At 66.1% G+C, this 22,252-nt stretch carries 26 protein-coding genes; 11 read left to right on the top strand and 15 right to left on the bottom strand.

The features are described 5' to 3' along the window. Positions 1–51: 51 nt before the first annotated feature. From HNP51_RS16375 to HNP51_RS16365, 3 genes are read right to left on the bottom strand one after another with little or no spacing between them, the layout of a single operon-like run. Complete coding sequence (locus HNP51_RS16375; RefSeq protein ID WP_184272600.1) at positions 52–1,284, bottom strand: GNAT family N-acetyltransferase; 1,233 nt, start codon at positions 1,282–1,284, stop codon at positions 52–54. Then, positions 1,281–1,739, bottom strand: a complete 459-nt coding sequence (locus HNP51_RS16370) for a RidA family protein (RefSeq protein ID WP_105564768.1) — start codon at positions 1,737–1,739, stop codon at positions 1,281–1,283. The genes HNP51_RS16375 and HNP51_RS16370 overlap by 4 nt, the downstream gene beginning before the upstream one ends. A gap of 56 nt (positions 1,740–1,795) precedes the next feature. Next, a complete protein-coding gene (locus tag HNP51_RS16365) occupies positions 1,796–3,052 on the bottom strand; it encodes a DNA polymerase IV (protein WP_409360132.1) in 1,257 nt (418 codons plus the stop codon). 126 nt (positions 3,053–3,178) lie between these two features. Here HNP51_RS16365 and HNP51_RS16360 point away from each other — a divergent pair, with 126 nt between their 5' ends. Both HNP51_RS16360 and HNP51_RS16355 read left to right on the top strand, forming a co-directional pair. Next, entirely contained in the window at positions 3,179–3,544 is a 366-nt protein-coding gene (locus HNP51_RS16360) for a response regulator (RefSeq protein ID WP_184273318.1), read from the top strand. Between the two features lie 6 nt (positions 3,545–3,550). Next, positions 3,551–4,915, top strand: coding sequence for a PleD family two-component system response regulator (locus HNP51_RS16355; protein ID WP_184272604.1), 1,365 nt, complete (start codon positions 3,551–3,553; stop codon positions 4,913–4,915). 101 nt (positions 4,916–5,016) lie between these two features. Here the strand turns inward: HNP51_RS16355 and rpmG are convergent, their stop codons facing one another. Then, a complete protein-coding gene (gene rpmG / locus HNP51_RS16350; protein ID WP_003164451.1) occupies positions 5,017–5,184 on the bottom strand; it encodes a 50S ribosomal protein L33 in 168 nt (55 codons plus the stop codon). Positions 5,185–5,319: 135 nt separating this feature from the next. Between rpmG and HNP51_RS16345 the strand changes: the two genes are divergently transcribed. Continuing rightward, a complete protein-coding gene (locus tag HNP51_RS16345) occupies positions 5,320–5,877 on the top strand; it encodes a hypothetical protein (RefSeq protein ID WP_221415956.1) in 558 nt (185 codons plus the stop codon). Positions 5,878–5,921: 44 nt separating this feature from the next. Here the strand turns inward: HNP51_RS16345 and HNP51_RS16340 are convergent, their stop codons facing one another. Both HNP51_RS16340 and rnr read right to left on the bottom strand, forming a co-directional pair. Then, entirely contained in the window at positions 5,922–6,632 is a 711-nt protein-coding gene (locus HNP51_RS16340) for an NUDIX domain-containing protein (protein ID WP_184272609.1), read from the bottom strand. Further along, on the bottom strand, positions 6,629–8,944 hold the full coding sequence (gene rnr / locus HNP51_RS16335; RefSeq protein WP_184272611.1) for a ribonuclease R: 2,316 nt from the start codon (positions 8,942–8,944) through the stop codon (positions 6,629–6,631). Before rnr ends, HNP51_RS16340 begins: the two co-directional genes overlap by 4 nt. A gap of 114 nt (positions 8,945–9,058) precedes the next feature. Here rnr and HNP51_RS16330 point away from each other — a divergent pair, with 114 nt between their 5' ends. The 3 genes from HNP51_RS16330 (at position 9,059) to HNP51_RS16320 (ending at position 12,381) form a co-directional block, all read left to right on the top strand. Beyond that, positions 9,059–10,462, top strand: a complete 1,404-nt coding sequence (locus tag HNP51_RS16330; protein WP_184272614.1) for a cystathionine beta-synthase — start codon at positions 9,059–9,061, stop codon at positions 10,460–10,462. A 166-nt stretch (positions 10,463–10,628) separates the two neighbouring features. Next, complete coding sequence (locus HNP51_RS16325) at positions 10,629–11,201, top strand: dienelactone hydrolase family protein (RefSeq protein ID WP_184272617.1); 573 nt, start codon at positions 10,629–10,631, stop codon at positions 11,199–11,201. 7 nt (positions 11,202–11,208) lie between these two features. Beyond that, positions 11,209–12,381: a cystathionine gamma-synthase gene (locus HNP51_RS16320; RefSeq protein ID WP_184272620.1), complete on the top strand. Its 1,173-nt coding sequence runs from the start codon at positions 11,209–11,211 to the stop codon at positions 12,379–12,381. Positions 12,382–12,403: 22 nt separating this feature from the next. On the opposite strand, the gene HNP51_RS16315 is transcribed toward HNP51_RS16320, so the two are convergent. From HNP51_RS16315 to HNP51_RS16290, 6 genes are all read right to left on the bottom strand, one after another. Beyond that, complete coding sequence (locus HNP51_RS16315; RefSeq protein ID WP_184272623.1) at positions 12,404–12,664, bottom strand: hypothetical protein; 261 nt, start codon at positions 12,662–12,664, stop codon at positions 12,404–12,406. A gap of 105 nt (positions 12,665–12,769) precedes the next feature. Then, positions 12,770–12,982, bottom strand: coding sequence for a cold-shock protein (locus HNP51_RS16310; RefSeq protein WP_184272626.1), 213 nt, complete (start codon positions 12,980–12,982; stop codon positions 12,770–12,772). Between the two features lie 270 nt (positions 12,983–13,252). Beyond that, positions 13,253–13,465, bottom strand: a complete 213-nt coding sequence (locus HNP51_RS16305) for a cold-shock protein (RefSeq protein ID WP_003167329.1) — start codon at positions 13,463–13,465, stop codon at positions 13,253–13,255. A gap of 169 nt (positions 13,466–13,634) precedes the next feature. Then, positions 13,635–13,868 carry a hypothetical protein gene (locus tag HNP51_RS16300; protein ID WP_184272629.1) on the bottom strand — a complete coding sequence of 78 codons (234 nt, stop codon included), beginning with the start codon at positions 13,866–13,868 and terminating at the stop codon, positions 13,635–13,637. Between the two features lie 52 nt (positions 13,869–13,920). Further along, positions 13,921–14,628, bottom strand: a complete 708-nt coding sequence (locus tag HNP51_RS16295; protein WP_184272632.1) for a TorF family putative porin — start codon at positions 14,626–14,628, stop codon at positions 13,921–13,923. 30 nt (positions 14,629–14,658) lie between these two features. Next, entirely contained in the window at positions 14,659–15,585 is a 927-nt protein-coding gene (locus tag HNP51_RS16290) for a nitronate monooxygenase family protein (RefSeq protein WP_184272635.1), read from the bottom strand. A gap of 409 nt (positions 15,586–15,994) precedes the next feature. Here HNP51_RS16290 and queF point away from each other — a divergent pair, with 409 nt between their 5' ends. Continuing rightward, positions 15,995–16,456: a preQ(1) synthase gene (queF, locus tag HNP51_RS16285; protein ID WP_184273320.1), complete on the top strand. Its 462-nt coding sequence runs from the start codon at positions 15,995–15,997 to the stop codon at positions 16,454–16,456. Between the two features lie 34 nt (positions 16,457–16,490). Here the strand turns inward: queF and HNP51_RS16280 are convergent, their stop codons facing one another. Next, the gene (locus HNP51_RS16280; protein ID WP_184272638.1) at positions 16,491–17,360 is read right to left on the bottom strand and encodes a hypothetical protein; all 870 of its coding nucleotides are present in this window, start codon (positions 17,358–17,360) and stop codon (positions 16,491–16,493) included. 141 nt (positions 17,361–17,501) lie between these two features. Here HNP51_RS16280 and HNP51_RS16275 point away from each other — a divergent pair, with 141 nt between their 5' ends. Beyond that, complete coding sequence (locus tag HNP51_RS16275) at positions 17,502–18,374, top strand: DUF817 domain-containing protein (protein ID WP_184272641.1); 873 nt, start codon at positions 17,502–17,504, stop codon at positions 18,372–18,374. A 173-nt stretch (positions 18,375–18,547) separates the two neighbouring features. On the opposite strand, the gene HNP51_RS16270 is transcribed toward HNP51_RS16275, so the two are convergent. Further along, positions 18,548–19,144 carry a nitroreductase gene (locus HNP51_RS16270; protein ID WP_184272644.1) on the bottom strand — a complete coding sequence of 199 codons (597 nt, stop codon included), beginning with the start codon at positions 19,142–19,144 and terminating at the stop codon, positions 18,548–18,550. A gap of 182 nt (positions 19,145–19,326) precedes the next feature. Here HNP51_RS16270 and cysE point away from each other — a divergent pair, with 182 nt between their 5' ends. Beyond that, positions 19,327–20,148, top strand: a complete 822-nt coding sequence (gene cysE, locus HNP51_RS16265; protein ID WP_184272648.1) for a serine O-acetyltransferase — start codon at positions 19,327–19,329, stop codon at positions 20,146–20,148. A gap of 95 nt (positions 20,149–20,243) precedes the next feature. Continuing rightward, a complete protein-coding gene (locus tag HNP51_RS16260; protein ID WP_184272652.1) occupies positions 20,244–20,453 on the top strand; it encodes a DUF3126 family protein in 210 nt (69 codons plus the stop codon). Positions 20,454–20,539: 86 nt separating this feature from the next. On the opposite strand, the gene HNP51_RS16255 is transcribed toward HNP51_RS16260, so the two are convergent. Next, positions 20,540–21,109 carry a hypothetical protein gene (locus HNP51_RS16255; RefSeq protein ID WP_184272655.1) on the bottom strand — a complete coding sequence of 190 codons (570 nt, stop codon included), beginning with the start codon at positions 21,107–21,109 and terminating at the stop codon, positions 20,540–20,542. 79 nt (positions 21,110–21,188) lie between these two features. Here HNP51_RS16255 and HNP51_RS16250 point away from each other — a divergent pair, with 79 nt between their 5' ends. Continuing rightward, positions 21,189–22,055 carry a 50S ribosomal protein L11 methyltransferase gene (locus tag HNP51_RS16250; RefSeq protein WP_184272658.1) on the top strand — a complete coding sequence of 289 codons (867 nt, stop codon included), beginning with the start codon at positions 21,189–21,191 and terminating at the stop codon, positions 22,053–22,055. Positions 22,056–22,252: the final 197 nt, after the last annotated feature.

Genomic DNA, 22,252 nt, shown 5'->3' with positions numbered 1-22,252 from the left:
AGCGTATTGCGACGCAGCAAGTTCCGTAGAACTTCGCGATGCGACGACCTGTCAGCGGGCGCGATAGGGCGACAGGTCCGTCGTCATCGCCGCCATCTCAGCCTCGACCGCCGGTCGCTCGTTGTCGAGGTAGCGGGCGACCGGATCGCGCAGGGCCGGGTCGGCGATCCAGTGGGCGGAATAGACGGGGGAGGGCAGGTAACCGCGCGCGATCTTGTGCTCGCCCTGGGCGCCCGCCTCGACCCGCGACAGGCCGCGCGCGATGGCGAAGTCGATGGCCTGATAATAGCAGAGCTCGAAATGAAGAAAGGGGACCTCCTCCAGCGCGCCCCACTGACGGCCATAGAGGGCGTCGCGGCCGATGAAGTTCAGGGCGCCAGCGATGGGCGTCTCGTCCCTGAAGGCCATGACCAGGGCGATACGGTCGGCCATGGTCGCGCCGACGCGGGCGAAGAAGTCGCGCGTCAGGTAGGGGCGGCCCCATTTGCGGTCGCCGGTGTCCATGTAGAAGTCGAAGAAGGCGTCCCAGTGGGCCTCGGTGATCTCGGCCCCGGTCAGGACGCGGATGTCGAGCCCGGCTTGCGCCTCGCGTCGTTCGCGACGGATGGTCTTGCGCCGATTGGACGACAGGGCGGCGAGGAAATCGTCAAAGGTCTGATAGCCGTCGTTGCGCCAGATGAACTGGATGTCGCGGCGCGGCAGCAGGCCCGCTTCGGTCATGGCGCGCCACTCAGGCTCAGTGGGGAAGTTGACGTGCAAAGACGAGACGCCGAGGCGCTCGACCAGGGTCAGGGCGCCTTGCAGCAGGGCCTCCCTGATCGCGTCATCCCGGCCGGAGCGAAGCGCAGAGCCGGGACCGCCAAGGGCGCCGCCGTTTGCGTCTTGGGCGGCCCCGGATAAGCCTTGCAGGCTTTCCGGGGTGACGGGTTTCACCAGAAAGCGCGGCCCCGTCGCGGGCGTGAAAGGCACGGCGCCCAGCAGCTTGGGATAGTAGCGACCGCCGGCGCGCTGATAGGCGTCGGCCCAGCTGTGGTCGAAGACGTATTCGCCCTGGCTGTGGCCCTTCAGATAGAGGGGCATGACGCCGATCACGGCGCCGTCTTCGTCATGCAGGGACAGGTGGCGCGCCGCCCAGCCCTGGGACGGGACGGCGCTGCCGGACGCCTCGCAGGCGTGCAGGAAGTCGTAGCAGACGAAGGGATCGCCGGTCGGGGCCGCGCAGGCGTCCCACGCGTCCCGGCCTATGTCGGCGATCCCGTCGTGAACCTGAAGCGTGAAGCTCACTTCACCTCGATGATGGCGTCGATTTCCACGGCGAAGCCGAGCGGCAGCTTGTAGACGCCGACGGCCGAACGGGCGTGTTTGCCCGCGTCGCCGAAGACTTCGACCATCAGGTCCGAGCAGCCGTTGATCACGGCAGGGATGGCGATGAAGTCGGGACCGGCCTGGACGAAGCCGCCCAGCTTGACGATGCGGACGACGCGATCGAGGTCGCCGTCCACGGCGGCGTTGATCTGGGCCAGCAGGTTGATGCCGCACAGGCGGGCGGCCTCGGCGGCCTGTTCCGGGGTCACGTCAACGCCGACGGTGCCCTTGATGCCGCCATTGGCGTCATTCGACAGCTGGCCCGAGATCAGGACCTGGTTGCCGGTGCGGACGTAGGAGACGTAGCTGGCGACCGGCTTGGCGGGCTCGGGCAGGGTGATGCCGAGTTCGGCGATGCGGGCGTGGATGCTCATGTCGAAGGCTCCGTTTGAAGAGGTTGAGCGGGGTTTAGCGCGCCGGGCGGGCCGCGTCATCCGGGCTTCTTGAGCGCGCGGCCCGCGACCACGGCGCCGGCGCCGAATTTCTCGCGCAGGGCGTCGATGGCGGTCTCGGTCTTCAGGGCGCGCGTCTCAGGCGTCGCGAACAGGCCGGCGGGGGCGGCGCTCGCCTCGGCGATCTCGGCCAGGCCGATGCCGATCAGACGGTAGGGCTCGCCCAGTTCGGGCCTTAGCAGGTCGCGCCCAGCGGAAAACAGCACTCGCGCCGTCTGCACCGGCTCGGCCAGGGTGATGCGGCGGGTGACGATCCTGAAGTCGGCCTTGCGCAGTTTCAGCACCACGACGCGGCTGGCCACGCCGTCGCGCCGGGCCTTGGAGGCCAGCTTCTCACACAGGGGCCAAAGTTCGGCCTCCAGATCCTCGGCGGCGGTCAGGTCGTCGTTGAAGGTGGTCTCGGCGCTCATGCCGCGCCGGTCGTGGTCGGGGCGCACGGGGCGGGCGTCGCGAGCGTGGCTGAGCTCATAGAGGCGCAGGCCTGTCTCGCCATAGCGGCGGATCAGGTCCTTGACGTCGGCGGCGGCCAGATCGCCGACAGTGGCGAAGCCGTCGGAGCGCAGGGTGCGGCCAAACACCGGCCCGACGCCGGGCAGGATGTTGACCGGGCGCGAGGCCAGCAGGCCTTTCGCTTCAGTTGCGCCGATGACGGAAAAGCCGCGCGGCTTGTCCATTTCGGAGGCGATCTTGGCCAGGAAGCGGTTTGGGGCCACGCCGATGGAGACACTGAGGCCGATCTCGTCCTCGATCCATTTTTGCAGCCGGATCAGTTGGAAGGCGGGCGGGCCGCCGTTGAGGCGTTCGGTGCCCGACAGGTCGATCCAGGCCTCGTCCAGAGACAGGGTCTGGACCAGGGGCGTCAGCTTGCCGACCGCGCCGAAAATGCGCTCGCTTTCGGCCACGTATTTCCTGAAGTCGGGTTTGATCACGACCGCGTCGGGACAGGCCTTCAGCGCCTTGAACATGGGCATGGCCGAGCCGACGCCGTGCAGGCGGGCGACGTAGCAGGCGGTCGAGACCACGCCGCGCTTGCCGCCGCCGATGATCACCGGCTTGTCGCGGAGTTCCGGTCGGTCGCGTTTCTCGACCGAGGCGTAGAAGGCGTCGCAATCCAGGTGGGCGATGGTCAGGGCGCCCAGTTCGTCGTGGGCGATCACCCGACGCGAAGCGCACGAAGGACACCGCTCGACCTTGCGGTCGCCGGTCCACAGGCAGTCGCGGCAGACGGCCTTCAGGTTCAAAATTGACTCCGGTTCTTCAGCTTCACGTCAACTTAAGACTGCGTGCGCCACAGTGCATCCGAAGAAGGCGAAAAGCCCTGCGCAATGGCGCGATTTGTTGGCGAAACAGCCGGGTGGCGGATGTCCAAGAAAGTCCTCATCGTCGAGGATAACGAGCTGAACATGAAGCTTTTTCATGATCTGCTCGATTCTCAGGGTTACGAGACCCTGCAGACCCGAGAAGGGCTGCAGGCGCTGGCCATTGCGCGCCAGCATCGCCCCGATCTGATCCTGATGGACATCCAGTTGCCCGAGATTTCCGGCCTGGAAGTGACCAAGTGGCTCAAGGACGATGAAGAGCTGAACCATATCCCCGTCATCGCCGTTACCGCCTTTGCCATGAAGGGCGATGAGGAGCGGATCAGGCAGGGTGGTTGCGAGGCCTATATCTCCAAGCCGATCTCCGTGGTGTCCTTCCTCGAAACGATCCGCAAGCATCTGGGGTAGGGCGGCATGAGCGCGCGCATCCTGGTCGTGGACGACGTCGAGACCAATGTCCGACTGCTCGAAGCCAAGCTGACCATCGAATACTACGACGCTCTGACCTGCGGCGACGGACTGACGGCCATTGCTCTGGCCATCGCCGAGCAACCGGATCTGATCCTGCTGGACGTCATGATGCCAGGGATGGACGGGTTCGAGACCTGTCGTCGCCTGAAGGATGAGCCGAAGACGCGGCACATTCCCGTCGTTCTGGTGACGGCGCTGGATGGGCGGCATGATCGTATCCGCGGGCTTGAGGCGGGCGCCGACGACTTTCTGACCAAGCCGTTGGACGATGTGATTCTGATGGCGCGGGTCAGGAGCCTGACCCGGCTGAAGATGGTCATGGACGAGCTGCGCGAGCGCGAAGAAAGCGGGCGACGCGTCGGCGTCGACACCGCAGGCGTGGCGAGGCTGAAGGGCTCGGGCGGGCGCGTTCTGGTGGTGGACGACAACGCCCTGCAGGCCGCCAAGGTGGCGCAGGAGCTGGCGGTCGAGCATCGCCCCCTGGTCGAGGCTGATCCGGTCGCAGCGCTGGAGGCGGCGCGTGGTGCTGTGGATCTGATGATCATCAACGTGACCTCCGAAGGCTTTGACGGCCTGAGGTTGATCGCCCAGGCGCGTTCCAAGGAACCCACGCGGCGGCTGCCGATTCTGGCCTTGGTGGACGCTCAGGATCGGCCCCGGCTGCTGAAGGCGCTGGACCTGGGGGCCAACGATATTCTGACGCGACCAGTCGATCCCGAGGAGTTGTCGGCGCGGGTGCGGACCCAGGTGCGCCGCAAACGCTATGGCGATTTTCTGCGCGAAAAGCTGGACCACAGCCTGGAGATGGCCGTCACCGACGCCCTGACCGGATTGCACAACCGTCGCTACATGACGAATCAGCTGCAAGCCCTGGTCGCCCGCACCAACCGCGGCAGCGAGCCGGTGGCGGTGCTGGTTCTGGACATCGACCACTTCAAGGCGGTCAACGACGGCTTCGGCCATGACGCCGGGGACGAGGTGCTGCGCGAGTTTTCGGTGCGGTTGGCGACCAATGTGCGCGCTGTGGACTTGCCGTGCCGATTCGGCGGCGAGGAGTTCGTGGTGGTCATGCCCGGCACGACGCTGGAGGATGCCCATCGCATCGCCGAGCGGATCAGGCGCGATGTCGGCGCGGCGCCTTTCCGCGTCATGGACGGCAAGGCCCACCTGAACATCACGGTCTCGGTCGGCGTGGCCGCCACAACGGGCGCGGACGACACGCCTGAATCCCTGTTGAAGCGGGCGGATGAGGGTGTCTATGAGGCCAAGGCTTCGGGGCGGAACAAGGTCGTCGCTCGCGCGGCCTGAACGCCTTCCTGTTGATCCGACAACGAAAAACGCCCGGCTGGAAAGCCGGGCGTTTCGAATTCTACAGTCAAGCGAGCCGTAAGGCCCGGGCGGTTAAGCCCTTACTTGATCTTGCCTTCTTTGAACTCAACGTGCTTGCGGACGACGGGATCGTACTTCTTGACGACCATCTTTTCGGTCATCGTACGAGCGTTCTTCTTGGTGACGTAGAAGAAGCCGGTGTCAGCGGTGGAGTTCAGGCGGATCTTGATGGAAGCCGGTTTGGCCATCGGAAGTACCTTTGCGACGGCGAAAGCCGCATGAAACGAGAGGCGCGGAACATACTCAGACGGAGACTAAAGTCAACGCCCGCGATGTCGCGTTGAGGAATGGCTTCTAGCGGCTAGGCTGCTGGAATGAAAGCCATGACCTCGATCGCCCTTGCGGCCGCCGCCCTGACCCTGTCGTCCTTGCCCTCCGCCGCGCACGCGGAAACGCCCCAGGACGCCTTCTTTAAGAACCTGAGCGCCCTGTGCGGCCAACGGTTCGAGGGCAAGGTGGTCACAACCGAAGCCGCCGATTCGGACTTCGCCACCCAGCGTCTGCTGATGCATGTTCGCGACTGCTCGGCCGAAGAGATCCGCATTCCCTTCTGGGTCGGCGCCGACCGCTCGCGGACCTGGGTGGTGACGCGCACCGCCACGGGCCTGCGCCTGAAGCATGATCACCGCCACGACGACGGCACGACCGACGTCCTGCACTGGTACGGCGGCGACACGGCGGGCGCGGGCACGGCCGAGCGGCAGGAGTTCCCGGTCGATCAGGAATCCATCGACCTGTTCAACGCCAACAACGCCTCGGTCTCGACTACCAATACGTGGGCCATGGAAGTCCACCCGGCGCAGATGTTCGCCTATGAGCTGCGCCGTCCGAATCGCCACTTCCGCGTCGAGTTCGACCTGAAGAAGCCGGTCGCCCAGTAAGAACGAGAGAGCCTTCTCCCCCGAGGGGAGAAGGGAAGCAGGCGTCAGTCCCTGTGTTCGACCACATGCTGCCCGCGCACCATGCGGACGAAGGGCAGGGGACGGTCGGGGTGCGTCAGCCGCTCAGCCATCTCACCGAGGACAAAGCGGGTGATGGCGGGCAGGTCCAGCGCCCGCGCCTCGTCCAGCGGCAGCCAGGCGATCTCGTCCAGTTCGCCTGAGCCCTCGATCCGGTCGGGATCGCGCAGGGCCTCGACCGGCGCCATGAAGAAGCGGGCGTCGAAGCGCCTCGTGCGGCCCGGCGGTGTGATGGCGCGCGCGATGTAGGACAGGACCGACAGGTCGGGCAGGGCGCCGGCCTGACGGTATTCCCGCCACGGCCCGGCGACGGACGCGGGCGGGGCCGGGCGCCCCAGGATCAGGCCGGTTTCCTCGAAGGTTTCGCGCACGGCGGTCAGGGCCAGGGCGCGGGCGCGACGGGCGGGCATTTCCGCCTCCAGCCTCCGGGCGACGTCGGATGACAGCTCGCCGCAAGAGGCGGCGGTGAAGTCGGAACGGTCGATGCGCCCGCCGGGGAATACCCATTTCGAGGCCATGAAGACATGGCCGGGCGCGCGTCGGCCCATCAGCACCTCGGGCCGATCTCCGCCGCGCGTCAGGATCAGGGTGGCGGCGTCCTTGGGCTTCTGGCCGCCGCCGGTGCGCGGGGCGTCGGCCAGGTCCTGAGCGGCGTCGAAGGGGGCAGCGGGCTTCACTTCCGCTTGCCCTTGCGAACCCCCTTCAGCCCGCCGGAGGGCTTGACGCCGTTGCGGGGCTTGGGACCGCCGGGGCGACCCTTGCCACGCTTGGGCGGGCCGTCGCCACCGCGTCCACGGATGCCATAGCGGGGAGCCGGGGCGTTGGGATCGCGCGGGTCCGGCTCTGACACCATTTCCAGCACCAGACCGCCGGTGACCGGCGTGGCCTCCATCAGCTTGACCTCGACGCGACGGCCCAGGGTGAAGCGCTTGCCGGTGCGCTCGCCGACCAGGGCGTGGGCGCGGTCGTCGTGGGTGAAATACTCGCTGCCGAGCGTCGAGACCGGCACCAGGCCGTCGGCGCCCGTCTCGTCCAGCCGCACGAACAGGCCGAAGCGGGTGACGCCGGTGATCCGTCCGCCGAAGGTCGCGCCGACGTGGTCTTCCAGGAAGGCGGCGATGTAGCGGTCCATGGCGTCGCGCTCGGCGGCCATGGAGCGACGCTCGGTGCTCGTGACCTGCTCAGCGATAGCGGTCAGTTCGGCGATCTCGCGGTCCGTCAGGCCGTCCGAGCCCAGGTTCAGGCCGCGGATCAGGCCGCGGTGAACGATCAGGTCGGAATAGCGCCGGATCGGCGAGGTGAAGTGGGCGTAGCGGTCCAGGTGCAGACCGAAGTGGCCGACGTTGTCCGGGGAATAGACGGCCTGCATCTGGGTGCGCAGGACCACCTCGTTGACCACCTCGGCGTGGGGGCCGTCGCGGGTTTCGTCCAGCAGCTTGTTGAACCGCTTGGTGTTGGCCGGCTCGCCCTTGTTCCAGGGCTTGCCGATGGTGTGCAGGAAGTCGGCCAGGTTGAAGATCTTCTCCTGGCTGGGCGCTTCGTGGACGCGATAGATCAGCGGCGTGCGCGTCTTTTCCAGCGTCTCGGCGGCGCAGACGTTGGCCTGGATCATCATTTCTTCGATCAGGCGGTGGGCCTCCAGCGACTTGCGCGGCTCGATGGCGGCGATACCGCCGTCGGGTCCCATGATGATGCGGCGCTCGGGGCTTTCGATGGCCAGGGGACTGCGGCGCTGGCGGCCCTTCAGCATGGTCGAATAGGCGTTCCACAGCGGATAGAGGATGGCGTCCATGATCGGACCCGTCACATCATCCTGCTGGCCGTCGATGGCGGACTGGGCCTGTTCGTAGCTGAGCTTGGCGTGGGACCGCATCAGGCCGCGCATGAACTTGTGCCCGGTCTTCTTCCCGTCCTTGTCGAAGATCATCCGCACGGCCATGCAGGCGCGGTTCTCGCCCTGCTTCAGGCTGCACAGGCCGTTAGACAGGACCTCCGGCAGCATGGGCTCCACGCGGTCGGGGAAGTAGGTCGAGTTGCCCTTGTCGCGCGCCTCGCGGTCCAGGGCCGAGTTGGGGCGGACGTAGGCTGCCACGTCGGCGATGGCGACCCAGACGATCCAGCCGTCGGGGTTCTTCGGGTCAGTGTCACGCTCGGCATAGACGGCGTCGTCGTGGTCGCGCGCATCGGCCGGGTCGATGGTGATGAAGGGAACCTCGCGCAGGTCCTCGCGGCCCTTCAGCGTCGGCAGGGCCTGGTCCTCGGCCTCGCGCTCGACCTGTTCCGAGAAGCCGGTGGGCAGGCCGTGGGCGTGGATGGCGATGATGGAGGCGGCGCGGGGATCGTCCTCGCGGCCGATGGTCTCGAGAATCTTGCCGCGTTTCGGCCCGTGGCGGTGATCGCTCTTTTCAATCGAGGCCAGCACCAGGTCGCCGTCGCGCAGGTCGCCCGCCACGGCGTTCGGGATCAGCAGCACGTCCTTGGAGCGCTTGTCGACCGGCTCGACGCGGGTTTCGCGCGCCGACTTGCGGATCACGCCCAGGACGCGGTTGGTCCCGGCGTCCAGCCGCTTGACCAGCCGGGCTTCCCAGCCCTCGGTCCCGCGCGAGAACTTGACCAGTAGACGGTCGCCCATGCCGGGCGCGGGCGTCTTGCCCTCGCGATCCGGCAGCAACAGGGCCCGTGGCGCATCCTCGCCGCCCTTGACCAGTTCGACGTAGAGCTCGCCGTCCGCGTCGCGGTCCACCACGTCGGCCACGCCCACGGCGGGCAGGGCGCCGGCCTCGGCAAAGCCCTTGCGGCCGCGCTTGCCGAGGACGCCTTCGGCTTCCAGCGTCTTCAGCATTTCGCGCAGTTGGCGGCGTTCGATGCCCTTCAATCCGAAGACGCGGGCGATGTCGGCCTTTTCGGCCTCGCCGGCTTCGCGCAGGAAGGCGATCAGGGTGTCTCGGTCGGGCAGACCCGCGGCGGGGCGTTTGGGCGTCTTGGTCATTGCGCCCTTTGTAATGCGCTTCGGGGCAAATAGGTGAAAACTTGCGTGAGTTGACCGCGAGGGCGACGACGCCCAGCTTCCGCCGCTAAACACGCTGTTTTCGGAGCCTTCCGCATGTCGATGTCCGACGCCCCCGTCCTGATCCGCCCCGTGGGCTCTCTGCTGGACCTGATCGGCAAGACGCCGATGGTCGAGGTGACGCGGATCGACACCGGGCCCTGCCGCCTTTTCCTGAAGCTGGAGAGCCAGAATCCCGGCGGCTCCATCAAGGACCGCATCGCCCTGTCGATGATCGAGGCCGCGGAAAACGCGGGCTGGCTGAAGCCGGGCGGCACCATCGTGGAAGCCACGGCGGGCAACACCGGCCTGGCTCTGACTTTGGTCGGCAAGCAGAAGGGCTACAAGGTCTTGCTGGTCATCCCCGACAAGATGTCGAAGGAGAAGATCCAGCATCTGCGGGCCATGGGCGCCGATGTGCGCCTGACCCGCTCTGACGTGCCGCACGGCCACCCTGAATACTACACCGACATGGCCGAGCGTCTGGCCCAGCAGATTCCGGGCGGCTACTTCGTCAACCAGTTCGCCAACGACGCCAACTCCGAGGCCCACTTCAAGACGACCGGCCCGGAAATCTTCGAGCAGATGGAGGGTCAGGTCGACGCCTTCGTCGCCGGCATCGGTTCGGGCGGCACCATCACCGGCATCGCCCGCTATCTGAAGGCGCAAGGTTCGGACGCCCAGATCATCCTGGCGGACCCGGTCGGATCGGCGCTTGCGGGTCTGATCAACGAGGGCGTGGCGGGGCCTGACGGCAGCTATTCGGTCGAAGGCATCGGCCAGAACTTCATGCCCGAGACGGCTGATCCCGACCTGATCGACAAGGCCTATTCAATCCCGGACTCAGAGGCGATCGCCACAGTGCGCGACCTGCTGCTGAAGGAAGGCATTCTGGCGGGCTCGTCGTCGGGCACCCTGATCGCCACGGCCCTGCGCTGGTGCCGGGAGCAGACCGAGCCGAAGCGGGTCGTGACCTTCGTGTGCGATACCGGGGCCAAGTATCTGTCCAAGGTCTATAACGACGCCTGGCTGGCCGATCAGGGCCTGACCCAGCGCGAGCTGCACGGCGACCTGTCGGACCTGATCACGCGCAAATACGCCAATGGCGACGTGGTGGTGATCGGCCCCGACGACACCCTGGACACCGCCTTCAAGCGGATGAAGGGCGACGGCGTCTCGCAACTGCCGGTCATTCAGGACGGCCGTCTGGTCGGCATCCTGGACGAGAGCGACATCGTCCACATCATGAACACCGACGAGATCACGCGGAAGGAACGCTTCGCCAAGCCCGTCTCCTCGGCCATGACTCGCGATCTGGACACGCTGCAGGTGACGGAATCCCTGGACGCTCTGATCCCGATCTTCGACCGCGACCGCGTGGCCATCGTTCTGGACGGCGAGACCTTCGTCGGCCTGATAGCCCGCACCGACTTGATCAACCACCTCAGCCTGAACCGGTAAGCAAACGATGGAGGTCACCCGTCGCCTAGCGCTGGGCGCATTCGCAAGCCTGCCTATGGGCGGCCTAGCGTGGGCGCAACCGGGCGGTGTCCATCAGGCAGTATATCAGACGCGGGGACTTGAAAGGCCGATTATTGTCATAGAGCCGGTGACGGATACGGGGCCGATGAGCGGCGCGACCCTGTTGCTTCTGCATGGCGCGGGCGGGCTTGTGGCTGATTTGCCGGTCTTTGTGGAGCATGGGCGGCGTCTTGCGGAGCTGGGCTACCGCATCGTCATGCCGGACTATTTCAGCGATGCTCGGGACGCTGCCCAATCTGATGAACTGGGTTGGTGGCCCCGGGCTGTTGTCGATGCGACCGACTGGACGCTTGCCTTGCCGGGGGTCCATGCATCGTGTCTGGGCGCCATGGGCTATTCGCGTGGCGGCTATCTGGCCGCAGAGGTCGCCGTGCAGCAAACTCCCATCCGCGCCGTCGTCGGCGTGGCCTCTGCCGGCAACGTCCGGCAGAGGGAAATCGTGCGCCGGCCATCGGTCATGCTGATCCACGCCGCAGGCGACCCCGTCATTCCGCCCCGTCGTACAAAGCGCTGGGCCCGGATTCTGGGTGAGCAGGGTGTCCCGGTCGAGATCGTCGTCCTGAATGTCAGACGCCATCACTTCCGTCCCGGCGAATGGACGGACATATTTGAACGCGCCGACGGCTTCTTTCGCCGGACGCTGATCCCTGAGGTTTGAACCCATTATGATCCAGAACAGCCAGGGTTTCTCGACCCGCGCCATCCACGCCGGCCAGAAGCCCGACCCGACCACGGGGGCGGTGATGACGCCGATCTACGCCACCTCGACCTACGCTCAGGAAAGCCCGGGCGTGAACAAGGGCTATGAGTATGCGCGCGGCAAGAACCCGACGCGCGAGGCCTTCGAGGCCTGTATCGCTGATCTGGAAGGCGGGGTTCAGGCCTTCGGCTTCGGCTCGGGCATGGCGGCGACCTCGACGGCGCTGGAACTGCTGGACGCCGGTTCGCACATCGTCACCGGCGACGACCTGTACGGCGGCTCGTGGCGGCTGTTCGAGCGGGTGCGGCGCCGGTCGATGGGGCTGGACTTCAGCTACATCGACCTGACCGACCTGGCGGCGGTCGACGCGGCCATCACCGACAAGACCCGGATGCTGTGGGTCGAGACGCCCACCAATCCGCTGATGAAGCTGGCCGACATCGCGGCCCTGTCGAAGATCGCCAAGGCGCACAACTTGATCCTGGTCGTCGACAACACCTTCGCCACGCCGTGGAGCCAGCAGCCGCTGGCGCTCGGCGCTGACGTGGTGATGCACTCGGCGACCAAGTACCTGAACGGCCACTCCGACATCGTCGCCGGCGTTCTGGTGGCCAAGGACGCCGAGATGGCGGCGCAGATCAAGTTCCTGCAGAACTCGATCGGCGGCGTCATGGGGCCGTTCGACGCCTTCCTGGCCAACCGGGGGCTGAAGACCCTGGGCCTGCGCATGAAGGCGCACAACGAGAACGCCATGGCCGTGGCCCGCTGGCTGGAAGACCGGGCCGATAGGAAGAACGGCGGCGTGGCCAAGGTCATCTATCCGGGCCTGATCAGTCACCCGCAGCACGAACTGGCCGCGCGCCAGATGAACGGCCGCTTCGGCGGCATGGTCACGGTGTTGATCGACGGCGACCTAGAGCGGACCAAGCGGGTGCTGGAGCGGGTGCAGGTCTTCACCCTGGCGGAGTCGCTGGGCGGGGTCGAAAGCCTGGTGAACCACCCGGCGATCATGACCCACGCCAGCGTGCCGAAGGAGGTTCGCGAGGCCGGCGGCGTCACCGACAACCTGATCCGGCTGTCAGTCGGGGTCGAGGACGTGGAAGACCTGATCGCCGATCTGGATCAGGCCCTCAGCTAATGCGCTAGGCGCCGATGCGAAATCAGACCGTCTTGCCGGGCAGGGCGGTCTGGTGGCCTGTGACGGGCTCTAGCTTCTTCTTGGGCGCGGCGCGCTTCCGGACCACGGGCGCCTTAGGCGCGGCGGCGATCTCTTCGAGACGGGCGTCGATCAGCGGAATGATCTCTGTGGCCGAGGCGACCTGAACGGGCGAGCCCGAGTCCAGCAGGCGCGCGGCGTTGGCGCGCAGAGCCTTGAGGTCGGCGGCGTTCATAGTCGGGATCTTGTCGGCGAGGGCGCTCATGAGGCATCTCCAGATGGCGTCAGGGCCGGCGCGCAAGCGCGGCCGGCCCCTCAGCGGATAGAAAGCGAGTTCGGCGGCCTGAAGGCCGCCGTTCAGGTGCTGAGATTAGTCAGCAGCCTGAAGACGGCCGGCGGATTCTTTACCGCTGCGGCTGTCGCGTTCGATTTCGTAAGAGACTTTTTGGTTTTCGTTCAGCGAACCGAGCGAAGAGGCCTCGACGGCCGTGGCGTGAACGAAGACGTCCTTGCCGCCATCATCGGGCTGGATGAAACCATAGCCCTTGGTGGAGTTGTACCATTTGACAGTGCCGGTAGCCATTTGCAGGACTCCCCGTTTGAGTAGCCGCAGGAAGGATATCCTGGTGGCCTGTCGGGTCTGAATGGGATCGGCTTTGGACCTCGGTGCGCGATGCAAAGGGGCAGCAGCGTTTCGCAGAGAGATCGACAAGTGAAAGGTGGGCGCTTTACCGCCGTTTAGCAAGGGCCGGGCGCCATTTGGCTGAAACTGGACGCCACAAACGAAAACGGCGGCGACAGCCGAAGCCGTCGCCGCCGTTCGAAATCCGCGCCGAATGAACGGCGCGAGAAATCAGCCTTCGGTCTTCAGTTGACCAGCCGATTCCTTGCCCGAGCGACGGTCGCGCTCGATTTCGTACGAGACCTTTTGGTTCTCGTCGAGGCCACGCAGGCCGGCAGCTTCGACAGCCGAGATGTGCACGAACACGTCTTTGCCGCCGTCATCGGGTTGGATGAAGCCGTAGCCCTTGGTGGAGTTAAACCATTTAACAGTGCCGGTAGCCATTTTCAGGACCTCCGCTAGTCGTTAGCCAAAAGGAACATCCCTTCGGCCTGTCGGGTCTGAATGGATCGGCTTAGTCCTCGGTGCGCAGAGCAAAGGGCAGCAGCGTTACGCAGAGAGATCGACAGGCAGAATATGGACGGGGTTGGCGTCCAAATCAAGGCCCTTGATGTCAGGCGTCTTCTTCTTCGTCCTGATCTGCGGTGGAGGTTTCGGCGGGGCCGCCGACATAGTGCGCCTGGCAGAGCTTGCGCAGGGCGGCGGTGATGGTGCCGCCGTACAGGCTGTCCTGAATGCGATCATAGCCCTCGATCTGGAGGGCCTGTTTGACATCGCTGACGGTGCGGCAGGCGCCGCTCCCAGCCAGTTGATAAGCACGTTCTAAGGTCGTCGGACGGAAAGTCATGCCTGTAACGTAGGCCCTTTCCGTCGATAAGCCACCGAAGATCGCCAGAAAGTCAGAAGGCGAAATTGATCCCGGCCACCAGGGCGCCCTTGTATTGTTCGCCCGGAACGTCGGCGTCGGTGTCATGCCAGCGCAGGTCCAGCTCGACCTTGGGCGTCAGGGCGTAGGCGCCGCCGACGTTCCAGCCGGTGTAGTCGATGCTGTTGTCCTGATCGCGACGGCCGACCTCGGCCGAGACGTTCAGCTTGTCGGTGAAATCCCAGCCGCCGCGCAGCGCCACCCAGGTCCAGGCCTTGGTCGAGCCCGTGCCGTCGGGCGAGTGCTGCAGCCGCAGGCGGGCGCTGGCCGGACCGATCGAGCGCTTCATGTCGGCGGTGAACTCCCAGGCGTCATTGTCATAGCCGGGGTCGGCGTCGAAGCGGTTCTTGTGGGCGACGTTCAGGTCGAAGTCGAAGCCGGCGAACTCGGGCCGGACGCCGGCCACCAGCTCGGACTCCAGCTTGGAGCCGCCGCCGTCGATGGTCTCCAGGCCGCCCGAACCATAGAAGAGGCCGCTGGCGCTCTCCCATTCCGCAGCCCCATAGACGAAGGGGTTTCCGTCGGACTTGGACGCCGCCTTGGAGCGGTTGTCGGTCGCGGCGCCGGCCGAGAAGGACCATTTGCCCGCGCTCTGCGCAGCATCCTGGGCGTGGGCCCCGGAGGCCAGCAGGACCAGGGGGGCGGCGGCGAGCAGGGCGGCGTTGGTCAGGGTGCGGAGCATGGGGGCCTCGTGAAAGCGACGAGGCCGCTCCTAGAGGCGCTTCTTGTCGAATTTGTCACAAGCTTGCGAAAATTCATCCGTCAACCGCGCCACAAGCTGGGCCGTAGTGGGGATGTCGTGCACCGCGCCGGAGCCCTGACCGGCGGACCAGACGGTCTTCCACGCCTTGGCCTCCTCGCCCATGTCCAGCTTGTGTTCGGGCAGGGATTTCGGATCGATCTTGTTCTCGACCAGAGACGGGGTCAGGAAGTTGGCCGGGATGCCCGAGACGGCGGGGGTGTAGGTGATGTCGGCCGAGCCCGAGGCGACGATCAGGTCCTTGTAGTGCGGCTGGGCCTCGCTCTCGGTCGTGGCGATGAAGCGGGTGCCCATATAGGCGAAGTCGGCGCCCATCATCAGGGCTGCGGCCACGTCCTGACCCGTCGACAGACAGCCCGCCAGGATGATGGTCCCGTCGTAGAAGCTGCGCACCTCGTTGATGAGGGCGAAGGGGTTGACCACGCCCGCATGGCCGCCGGCGCCGTTGGCGACCAGGATCAGGCCATCCACGCCCGCCTCGGCGGCCTTCCTCGCATGGCGGACATTGGCGATGTCGTGGAAGACCACGCCGCCGTAACCGTGGACCGCATCCACCACGTCGCGCACCGCGCCGAGCGAGGTGATGATCAGCGGCACTTTTTCTTCGACCGAGACCATCATGTCGGCCATCAGGCGCGGATTGGTCGGGTGGACGATGTGGTTTACGCCGTAGGCGGCGGCGTCAGGCGTCAGCCGCGACTTGATCTCCTGAACCCAGTCCCGATAGCCCTCGGTCGTGCGCTGGTTCAGCGACGGGAAGGTGCCGATCACGCCCGCATTGCAGGCCTCGACCACCAGATCCGGGCCAGACACCAGGAACATGGGCGAGGCGATGACCGGCAGCTTCAGGCCGGACTGCAGGGAAGCGGGAATGGCCACGGGTCGTTTCCTGGGATGGTTTCAGCGGGTTGTTTTAAGGGACGCTAACCGGGTGTCGCGGGGGAAGGCAATGCACTCTCACTCCCGCTCATCCCCGCGGAGGCGGGGACCCAGTAAGAGCCTCACGCGCCGCGTTCGGATAGAGCGCCCTTTGATTTCCGCGCGCCGCTTGCAGCCAAAGCACTGGGTCCCCGCCTCCGCGGGGATGAGCGGACATTGGGGGGGGGGGGCGGAAGCAGAGCGCGGAAAAAACAGAGTCCAATTCGTCTGAATCGTCTGAAATCCCCCTCAGGCCCATCCGTCCGCGACCGGCATCCTACCACGCCGGGAAGGGGCGCCAGGTCGATTGTCGAAACGCCCGTGCGGCGGCAGGATTTTCTTTGGCGGTGCAAGCGCCTAAATGGCGGGCATGACGCACTATACCGACAGCCTGTCCCAGCTCGGCGCCCAGACCGCCGCTCCGACCAGCCCCGAAACCGCCGTGCTGGAACGCGTGCCCAATCCGCACGCCGACACGCTCTATGTCGCGCGCTTCACCGCGCCCGAGTTCACCAGCCTGTGCCCGGTGACGGGCCAGCCCGACTTCGCCCACGTGGTCATCGACTATGTGCCCGGTGACTGGCTGGTCGAGTCCAAGAGCCTGAAGATGTACCTGACCAGCTTCCGCAACCACGGCGCCTTCCACGAGGACTGCACCGTCGCCATCGGCAAGCGCCTGGCCGACCTGCTGCAACCGAAATGGCTGCGCATCGGCGGCTACTGGTACCCGCGCGGCGGCATCCCCATCGACGTCTTCTGGCAAACCGGCGCACCCATTGAGGGCGTCTGGCTGCCGGATCAGGGCGTCGCGACCTATCGCGGGCGGGGGTGAGGGGGCGGTTGATCTTGGAGGTTCTATTTTGAACCTAGAAAAGATCGCGCACGCCGACAAACGGGATGCCGGTTTCGGCAGCCCGGCGCTGTTTCCGGTCGATGACATGATCGAACGGAAGGCGGCGGTTCAGCATTTCCCACATATCCTCGCCGCTCATGCAGATCGTGCGTTTACCTGAACCAAATGCGTGAAGGCCCTCCGGCGTGAATCCGTTGTAGCTGACGAAAAGGCCTCGGGCCCACGCTGCTTTACTCATTAACTTGCCTTCGAAAATGAGGAGATCAGCCTGTCCTGTCGGGAGTTGTTGCCACTTCGCTTCGAGCAGGTACGTTTGTTCTCCCATGACAAAGCTACCGTCGATTTGTTCGCCAGTATTCCGAAATGGCTCGCGCGGCTTCAGATTGTATGCCGTGAATAATTTCTGAAGGTACGTCTCGAACGCGTATCCCCGCCGTTGGGGGGCTAAGGCTGTGAGGTCGAGAAGTTCCTGCTTCAGCATCTCCATCTTCGCAAAGTCGAACGCAGCTTTGGGTTGTTCTTGGGGAGAAGCGGCTGCGGGACTACCGCCGAGCCTATTTAGGATCGCTAGGTATCGTGCCTCGGCATTAATTACCGGATCTGCACGCCCCGTCCGCAAAAGGAAGTCTTGGCGAATTTCCCATAGCGCCTGAAGGGTCTTGAGCGCGGTTCCGTCGTCCACCAGTTCTAAAAATCTGCGTAGTCGCTTACCTTTCGAGCCGCCGCGATCCGCGTAGCGAGCGTCGTCAATATCGACGTCCAATTCGTTGGCGAAGAATTCTGAGAACGTTGAATCGGAGAAATCGAGGACGTATCCGCCACCCCGGATGAAGTCCACGAGGTCGGCGACAACATTTAAGTCGAGGGTGCGTAAGCTGCTCATGGGGCCTTACCTAACGCTGCTTCGCCAGCTTCGGCTAGCGGGCGCGGCAGTAGGATACTCATGGGCAATGCGGCTACTGGTGCTGACCAACCGAAACGAAACGAAACCGAAGTATCGGTTCCCTTTTGCGAGCCTTCGCCCATGACCCCATCCCCCCGTCTCCCGCTCGAAGCCTGGGGCCGTCGTTTGATGGCTCGCGCGGAGGCGTGGGCGGATCGGGGGCGGTGGCGGGGGTATGCCTATGAGTTCCTGTGGTTCGGGCTGAAGCAGGGGTGGGCCTGTCTGTTCGGCGGGGCCATGTTGGTGCTGCTGGTGGGGACGCATCTGCTGTGGCCGGTCATCTGGCCAGAGGGCGGGGCGCCGGTGGCGCGCTATGACGTGCTGGTGATCGGGGCGCTGATCATTCAGGGGCTGATGCTGGCCTTCAAGCTGGAGAGCTGGGAGGAGGCGCGGGTCATCTTCCTGTTCCATGTCGCCGGGACGATCATGGAGCTGTTCAAGACCGCGCACGGGTCGTGGCTGTACCCCGAGGACTCGCTGTTGCGGATCGGGGCGGTGCCGCTGTTCTCGGGCTTCATGTATGCGGCGGTGGGCAGCTATATCGCGCGGGTGCAGCGCATCTTCCATATCCGGGTGCGGGGCTATCCGCCGCTGTGGACGACCTGGGTTCTGGCGGCGGCCATCTATGTCAACTTCTTCGCCCATCACTGGCTGCCGGACGTGCGGATCGCGCTGTTCGCGGCGACGGTGCTGCTGTTCGGGCGGGGCTGGTTCTACTTCACCGCCGACCGGCGGCGGCGGTCGATGCCGCTGCTGCTGGGGTATGGGCTGGTGGCGCTGTTCATCTGGTTCGCGGAGAACCTGGGGACGTTCGCGCGGGCCTGGGTCTATCCGGGGCAGGAGAGCGGGTGGGAGATGGTCAGCCTGAACAAGCTGGGGGCGTGGTTCCTGCTGATGATCATCTCGGTGGTGCTGGTGTCGCTGGTGCATCGGCCGGAGGAGGAGGGGCGGTAGCTCTTCAACTTCCGTCATCCTCCGGCAAGCCGCGCAGCGGCGCAGACCGGGGGACCCAGCGGCGCCCGTGAGGGCGAAAAACGCCACGCGCGACGCTTGCCTTGAAGATCGCCTTCGGCGCCGCTGGGTCCCCCGGTCTCGCTACGCTCGCCGGAGGATGACGGAAGGGGGGATTACCCCCGCCGCTCGACCTTGTGCGCCATGTTGGGGCGGGGGCGTTCCAGCGGGGGGGCGGTCAGGGAGCCGATGTGGATGAAGCCGGCGATGGTCTCGCCGTCCTGGACGCCGAACAGGGCGACGGCGGCGGGGTCGTAGGCGTACCAGTCGGTGATCCAGCTGGCCGAATAGCCCAGGGCGTCGGCGGCGTGTTCCAGGTTCATGCAGACGGCGCCGGCGGACAACTGCTGCTCCCAGACCGGGACCTTATGGCTCTGGATCGGGGTCGAGACGACCATGATGGTCAGGGGCGGATTGGCCAGCTTGGCCAGGACGGCCAGGTCCTTGTCGATGCGGTTCTGGCTCTCGGCCAGGACGGCGAGGGCTTCGGACAGCTCGGTGCGGCTCTGCGGACCCAGCACCACGAAGCGCCAGGGGAAGAGCTTGCCGTGGTCGGGGGTGCGGGCGCCGAGGTGGAGGATCTGCTCGATCTCAGCTTCGGACGGGCCGGGGACGCTCAGCAACTGGGCCGAGGCCGAGCGGCGGTTGGCCAGACGGGCCAGCATGGCGTCGGAGCGGACGGGCAGGGGCAGGGGGGCGTTGAGATCGGTCATGCCGTCTAGCTAGGATTTCGTCACGCCCGGCGCCATAGCGGCAGCCGCGATGAAATCGTCGCGGTTCAGGCGCTGGCGACGATCTGGCGGGCCTCCCATATGGCGCGGGACGGCGAGCCGCCCGTCGTGCTGGCGCAGGCCAAGCCGGGGGCGTAGGATCGCCGCCTGAGAACGGAGGGCCGATGGCCAAGCTGGAAATCGTGCCGCAACAGCCGGACCTGTGGTCGCAACTGCGCGTCGCAGCCGAGGACGCTGCGCGAGAGGAGCCGCGCCTGGCCTCGCAGCTGAACGCTGTGGTCTTGGCGCATGACGATCTGGCGGGGGCGCTGAGCTTCCAGATCGCGCGCAAGCTGGGCGACGCGGAACTGGGGGCCATGACGGTGCGCGAGGTGGCCCTGTCGGCCTTCGCCGCCGATCCCGGCGTCGTGGCGGCGGCGGAAGCCGATTTGCGCGCGGTGCAGGAGCGCGACCCCGCGATCCGCACGCTGTTGCAGCCCTTTATGTACTTCAAGGGTTTCCAGGCGCTGCAAGCCTGGCGCGTGGCCCACTGGCTGTGGGGCCAGGACCGCGACACCCTGGCCTTCCACTTCCAGAGCCGGATTTCGGAACTGTTCCAGCTGGACATCCACCCGGCGGCCAAGATCGGGTCGGGCGTCTTCATCGATCACGGCACCGGCATCGTCATCGGCGAGACGGCGGTGGTCGGCGACGAGGTTTCGATGCTGCACGCTGTGACCCTGGGCGGGACCGGGGCCGAGCGCGGCGACCGCCATCCCAAGATCGGGCGCGGCGTCCTGCTGGGCGCGGGGGCCAAGGTTCTGGGCAATATCGTCATCGGCGACTACGCCAAGGTGGCCTCGGGCTCGGTGGTGCTGAAGCCGGTGCCGGCGGGCTGCACGGTGGCCGGGGTGCCGGCTAGAGTGGTGGCCTGTCCGACCGATGCGGCACCCGCGCGAACGATGGACCATACCCTGGCCGATATCGCCTATGATTACGTGATCTGAGGGCAGCCGAGTCTGTGGACGTCTGCGATGCGGGCTTCCCACGGCGAGGCGCCTTCTCTAGGTTCCGCCGTCAACGACACCAACGAGGCTACCCCGTGAAAGAATCCGATCTGAAGCGCGTCGAAGCGCACATGAAGCGCACGTTCAACCACGGCGGCATCAAGGTGAAGGCCCGCAAGGTCGCCGATTCCGCCGAGGTCTATGTCGATGACGAGTTCATCGGCGTGGTGTTCGAGGACGAGGACGAGGCCGGCTCGTTCATGTTCGAGATGGCGATCCTGGCCGAAGACCTGCCGCAGGACTAAGGCTGCGCCTCCAGGGATTTCTCTGGAAAGCACGCACGAAAAAGGCCGGAGGGGCGAACCCTCCGGCCTTTTGTCGTTTCAGGCGATCACCAGCCGAAGAGGCGGGCGAAGAAGCCCTTCTTCTTTTCGGGCTGGGGCGCAGCGGCGGCGGGCGTCGGTTGCGGGGTCGGGGTCGCCGGAGTGGGGGCGGGCTTGGGCGCTTCGACCGGCGCAGGGGTCGGGGCGGGCGCGGCGGCGACCGGAGCAGAAGCCGGGGCGACGGCGGGCTTGGCCGCGGCGGCCGGCTTCGGCGCAGCAGGCTTGGGGGCGGCGGCGGCCTTGGGCGCAGCGGCCTTCTTCGGAGCGGCGGGTTTGGCGGCGGCGGACTTGGTCGCAGTCTTGGCCGGGGCCGTCTCAGGCTTGGCGGCCTTCGGGGATGCAGCCGTGCTCTTGGTTGCGGCAGACTTCGCAGCCGTCTTCGGGGCAGCCTTGGGCGCAGCGGCCTTCACGGCAGGCTTGGCGGCGGGCGCCTTGGGCGCGGCGGTTTTCGCGGCAGCCTTCGGTTTTGCAGGGGCCTTGGGCGCCGCAGCGCTCGACTTTGCCGCCGGTTTCGGCTTGGAAGCGGCAGGCGCCGCTTTCGGCGCAGCAGTTTTCGATTCAGACGGTGCTTTAGCCATGGATACCCGGACCCCTCAATGGATACGGGCGATCCGCACGCCCGCACTCGTGATTCGTTATCATAACGGTGTTTGAGAAATGTCCGAGTCCGCAGTCCAGGTAATCGCACGCGGCGAGCGCGCCGCCGCCGAAGCCGCCGCCGAAGCGATCGACGCCAACCCCATGCTGGAAAACGCGACCTACTCGATTCTGGAAGAAGACGAGGACAAGGGCGTCTGGCGCATTGACGCCTTTCCGACGACCGACGAGGAGGCGGAGGGGATCGCCGAGATCCTGCGTGCGACGCCGGGTCTGGAGGTGGTCGTCGAGAAACTGGCCGACGCCGACTGGCTGGCCATGAGCCTGTCGGGCCTGCCGCCGGTCGAGGCAGGACGCTTCTTCGTCTATGGCGCCCACGATCAGGGCAAGATCCCCGAGGGTCGGGTCAACCTGAAGATCGACGCCGGAGCCGCCTTCGGCACCGGCCACCACGGCACGACCGTCGGCTGCCTGGAAGCCTTCGACAACCTGCTGAAGACTGAAAAGTTCGACAAGGTTCTGGATGTCGGCTGCGGCACGGGCGTTCTGGCGATCGCTGCGGCCAAGACGGGTTCGCCCATCGCCGTCGGCACCGACATCGACGAACCCTCGGCCCGCATCGCCAACGAGAACGCCCAGATCAACGACGCCAGGTGCGAGTTCTACTTCGCCGACGGCCTGAGCGATGCGCGCATCGCCCAGCACGCCCCCTATGATCTGGTCTTCGCCAACATCCTGGCCGCACCTCTGGTCTTCCTCGCGCCCGAGATCGCCAACGCGTTGAAGCCGGGCGGGGTCGCCATCCTTTCGGGCCTGCTGCGCACGCAGGAGGAACGGATTCTGGAGGCCTATCTGCCGCTGGGCTTCGTGGTGGAGCAGACGATCCATCACGATGCGTGGAGCGCGCTGCAACTGCGGAAGAAATAGGCGGCGCAGATTCTCCCTCCCCGTACCGGGGAGGGTGGTCGCGAAGCGACCGGGTGGGGAGGGCGAGGCGATCCTGGCCTCGGCGCTTGATTTGCCTAGCCGCCCCCACCCGGCTTCGCCCTTCCGGGCTCAGCCACCCTCCCCGTGTCGGGGAGGGAGAGGCGCATACGCTCTCCCCAAACGCTACAGGGAGAGTA

Origin of the sequence: Brevundimonas bullata (assembly GCF_014207965.1) — a bacterium.
GTDB classification, from domain to species: domain Bacteria; phylum Pseudomonadota; class Alphaproteobacteria; order Caulobacterales; family Caulobacteraceae; genus Brevundimonas; species Brevundimonas bullata_A.
This window is presented reverse-complemented; position numbering and strand designations above follow the sequence as displayed.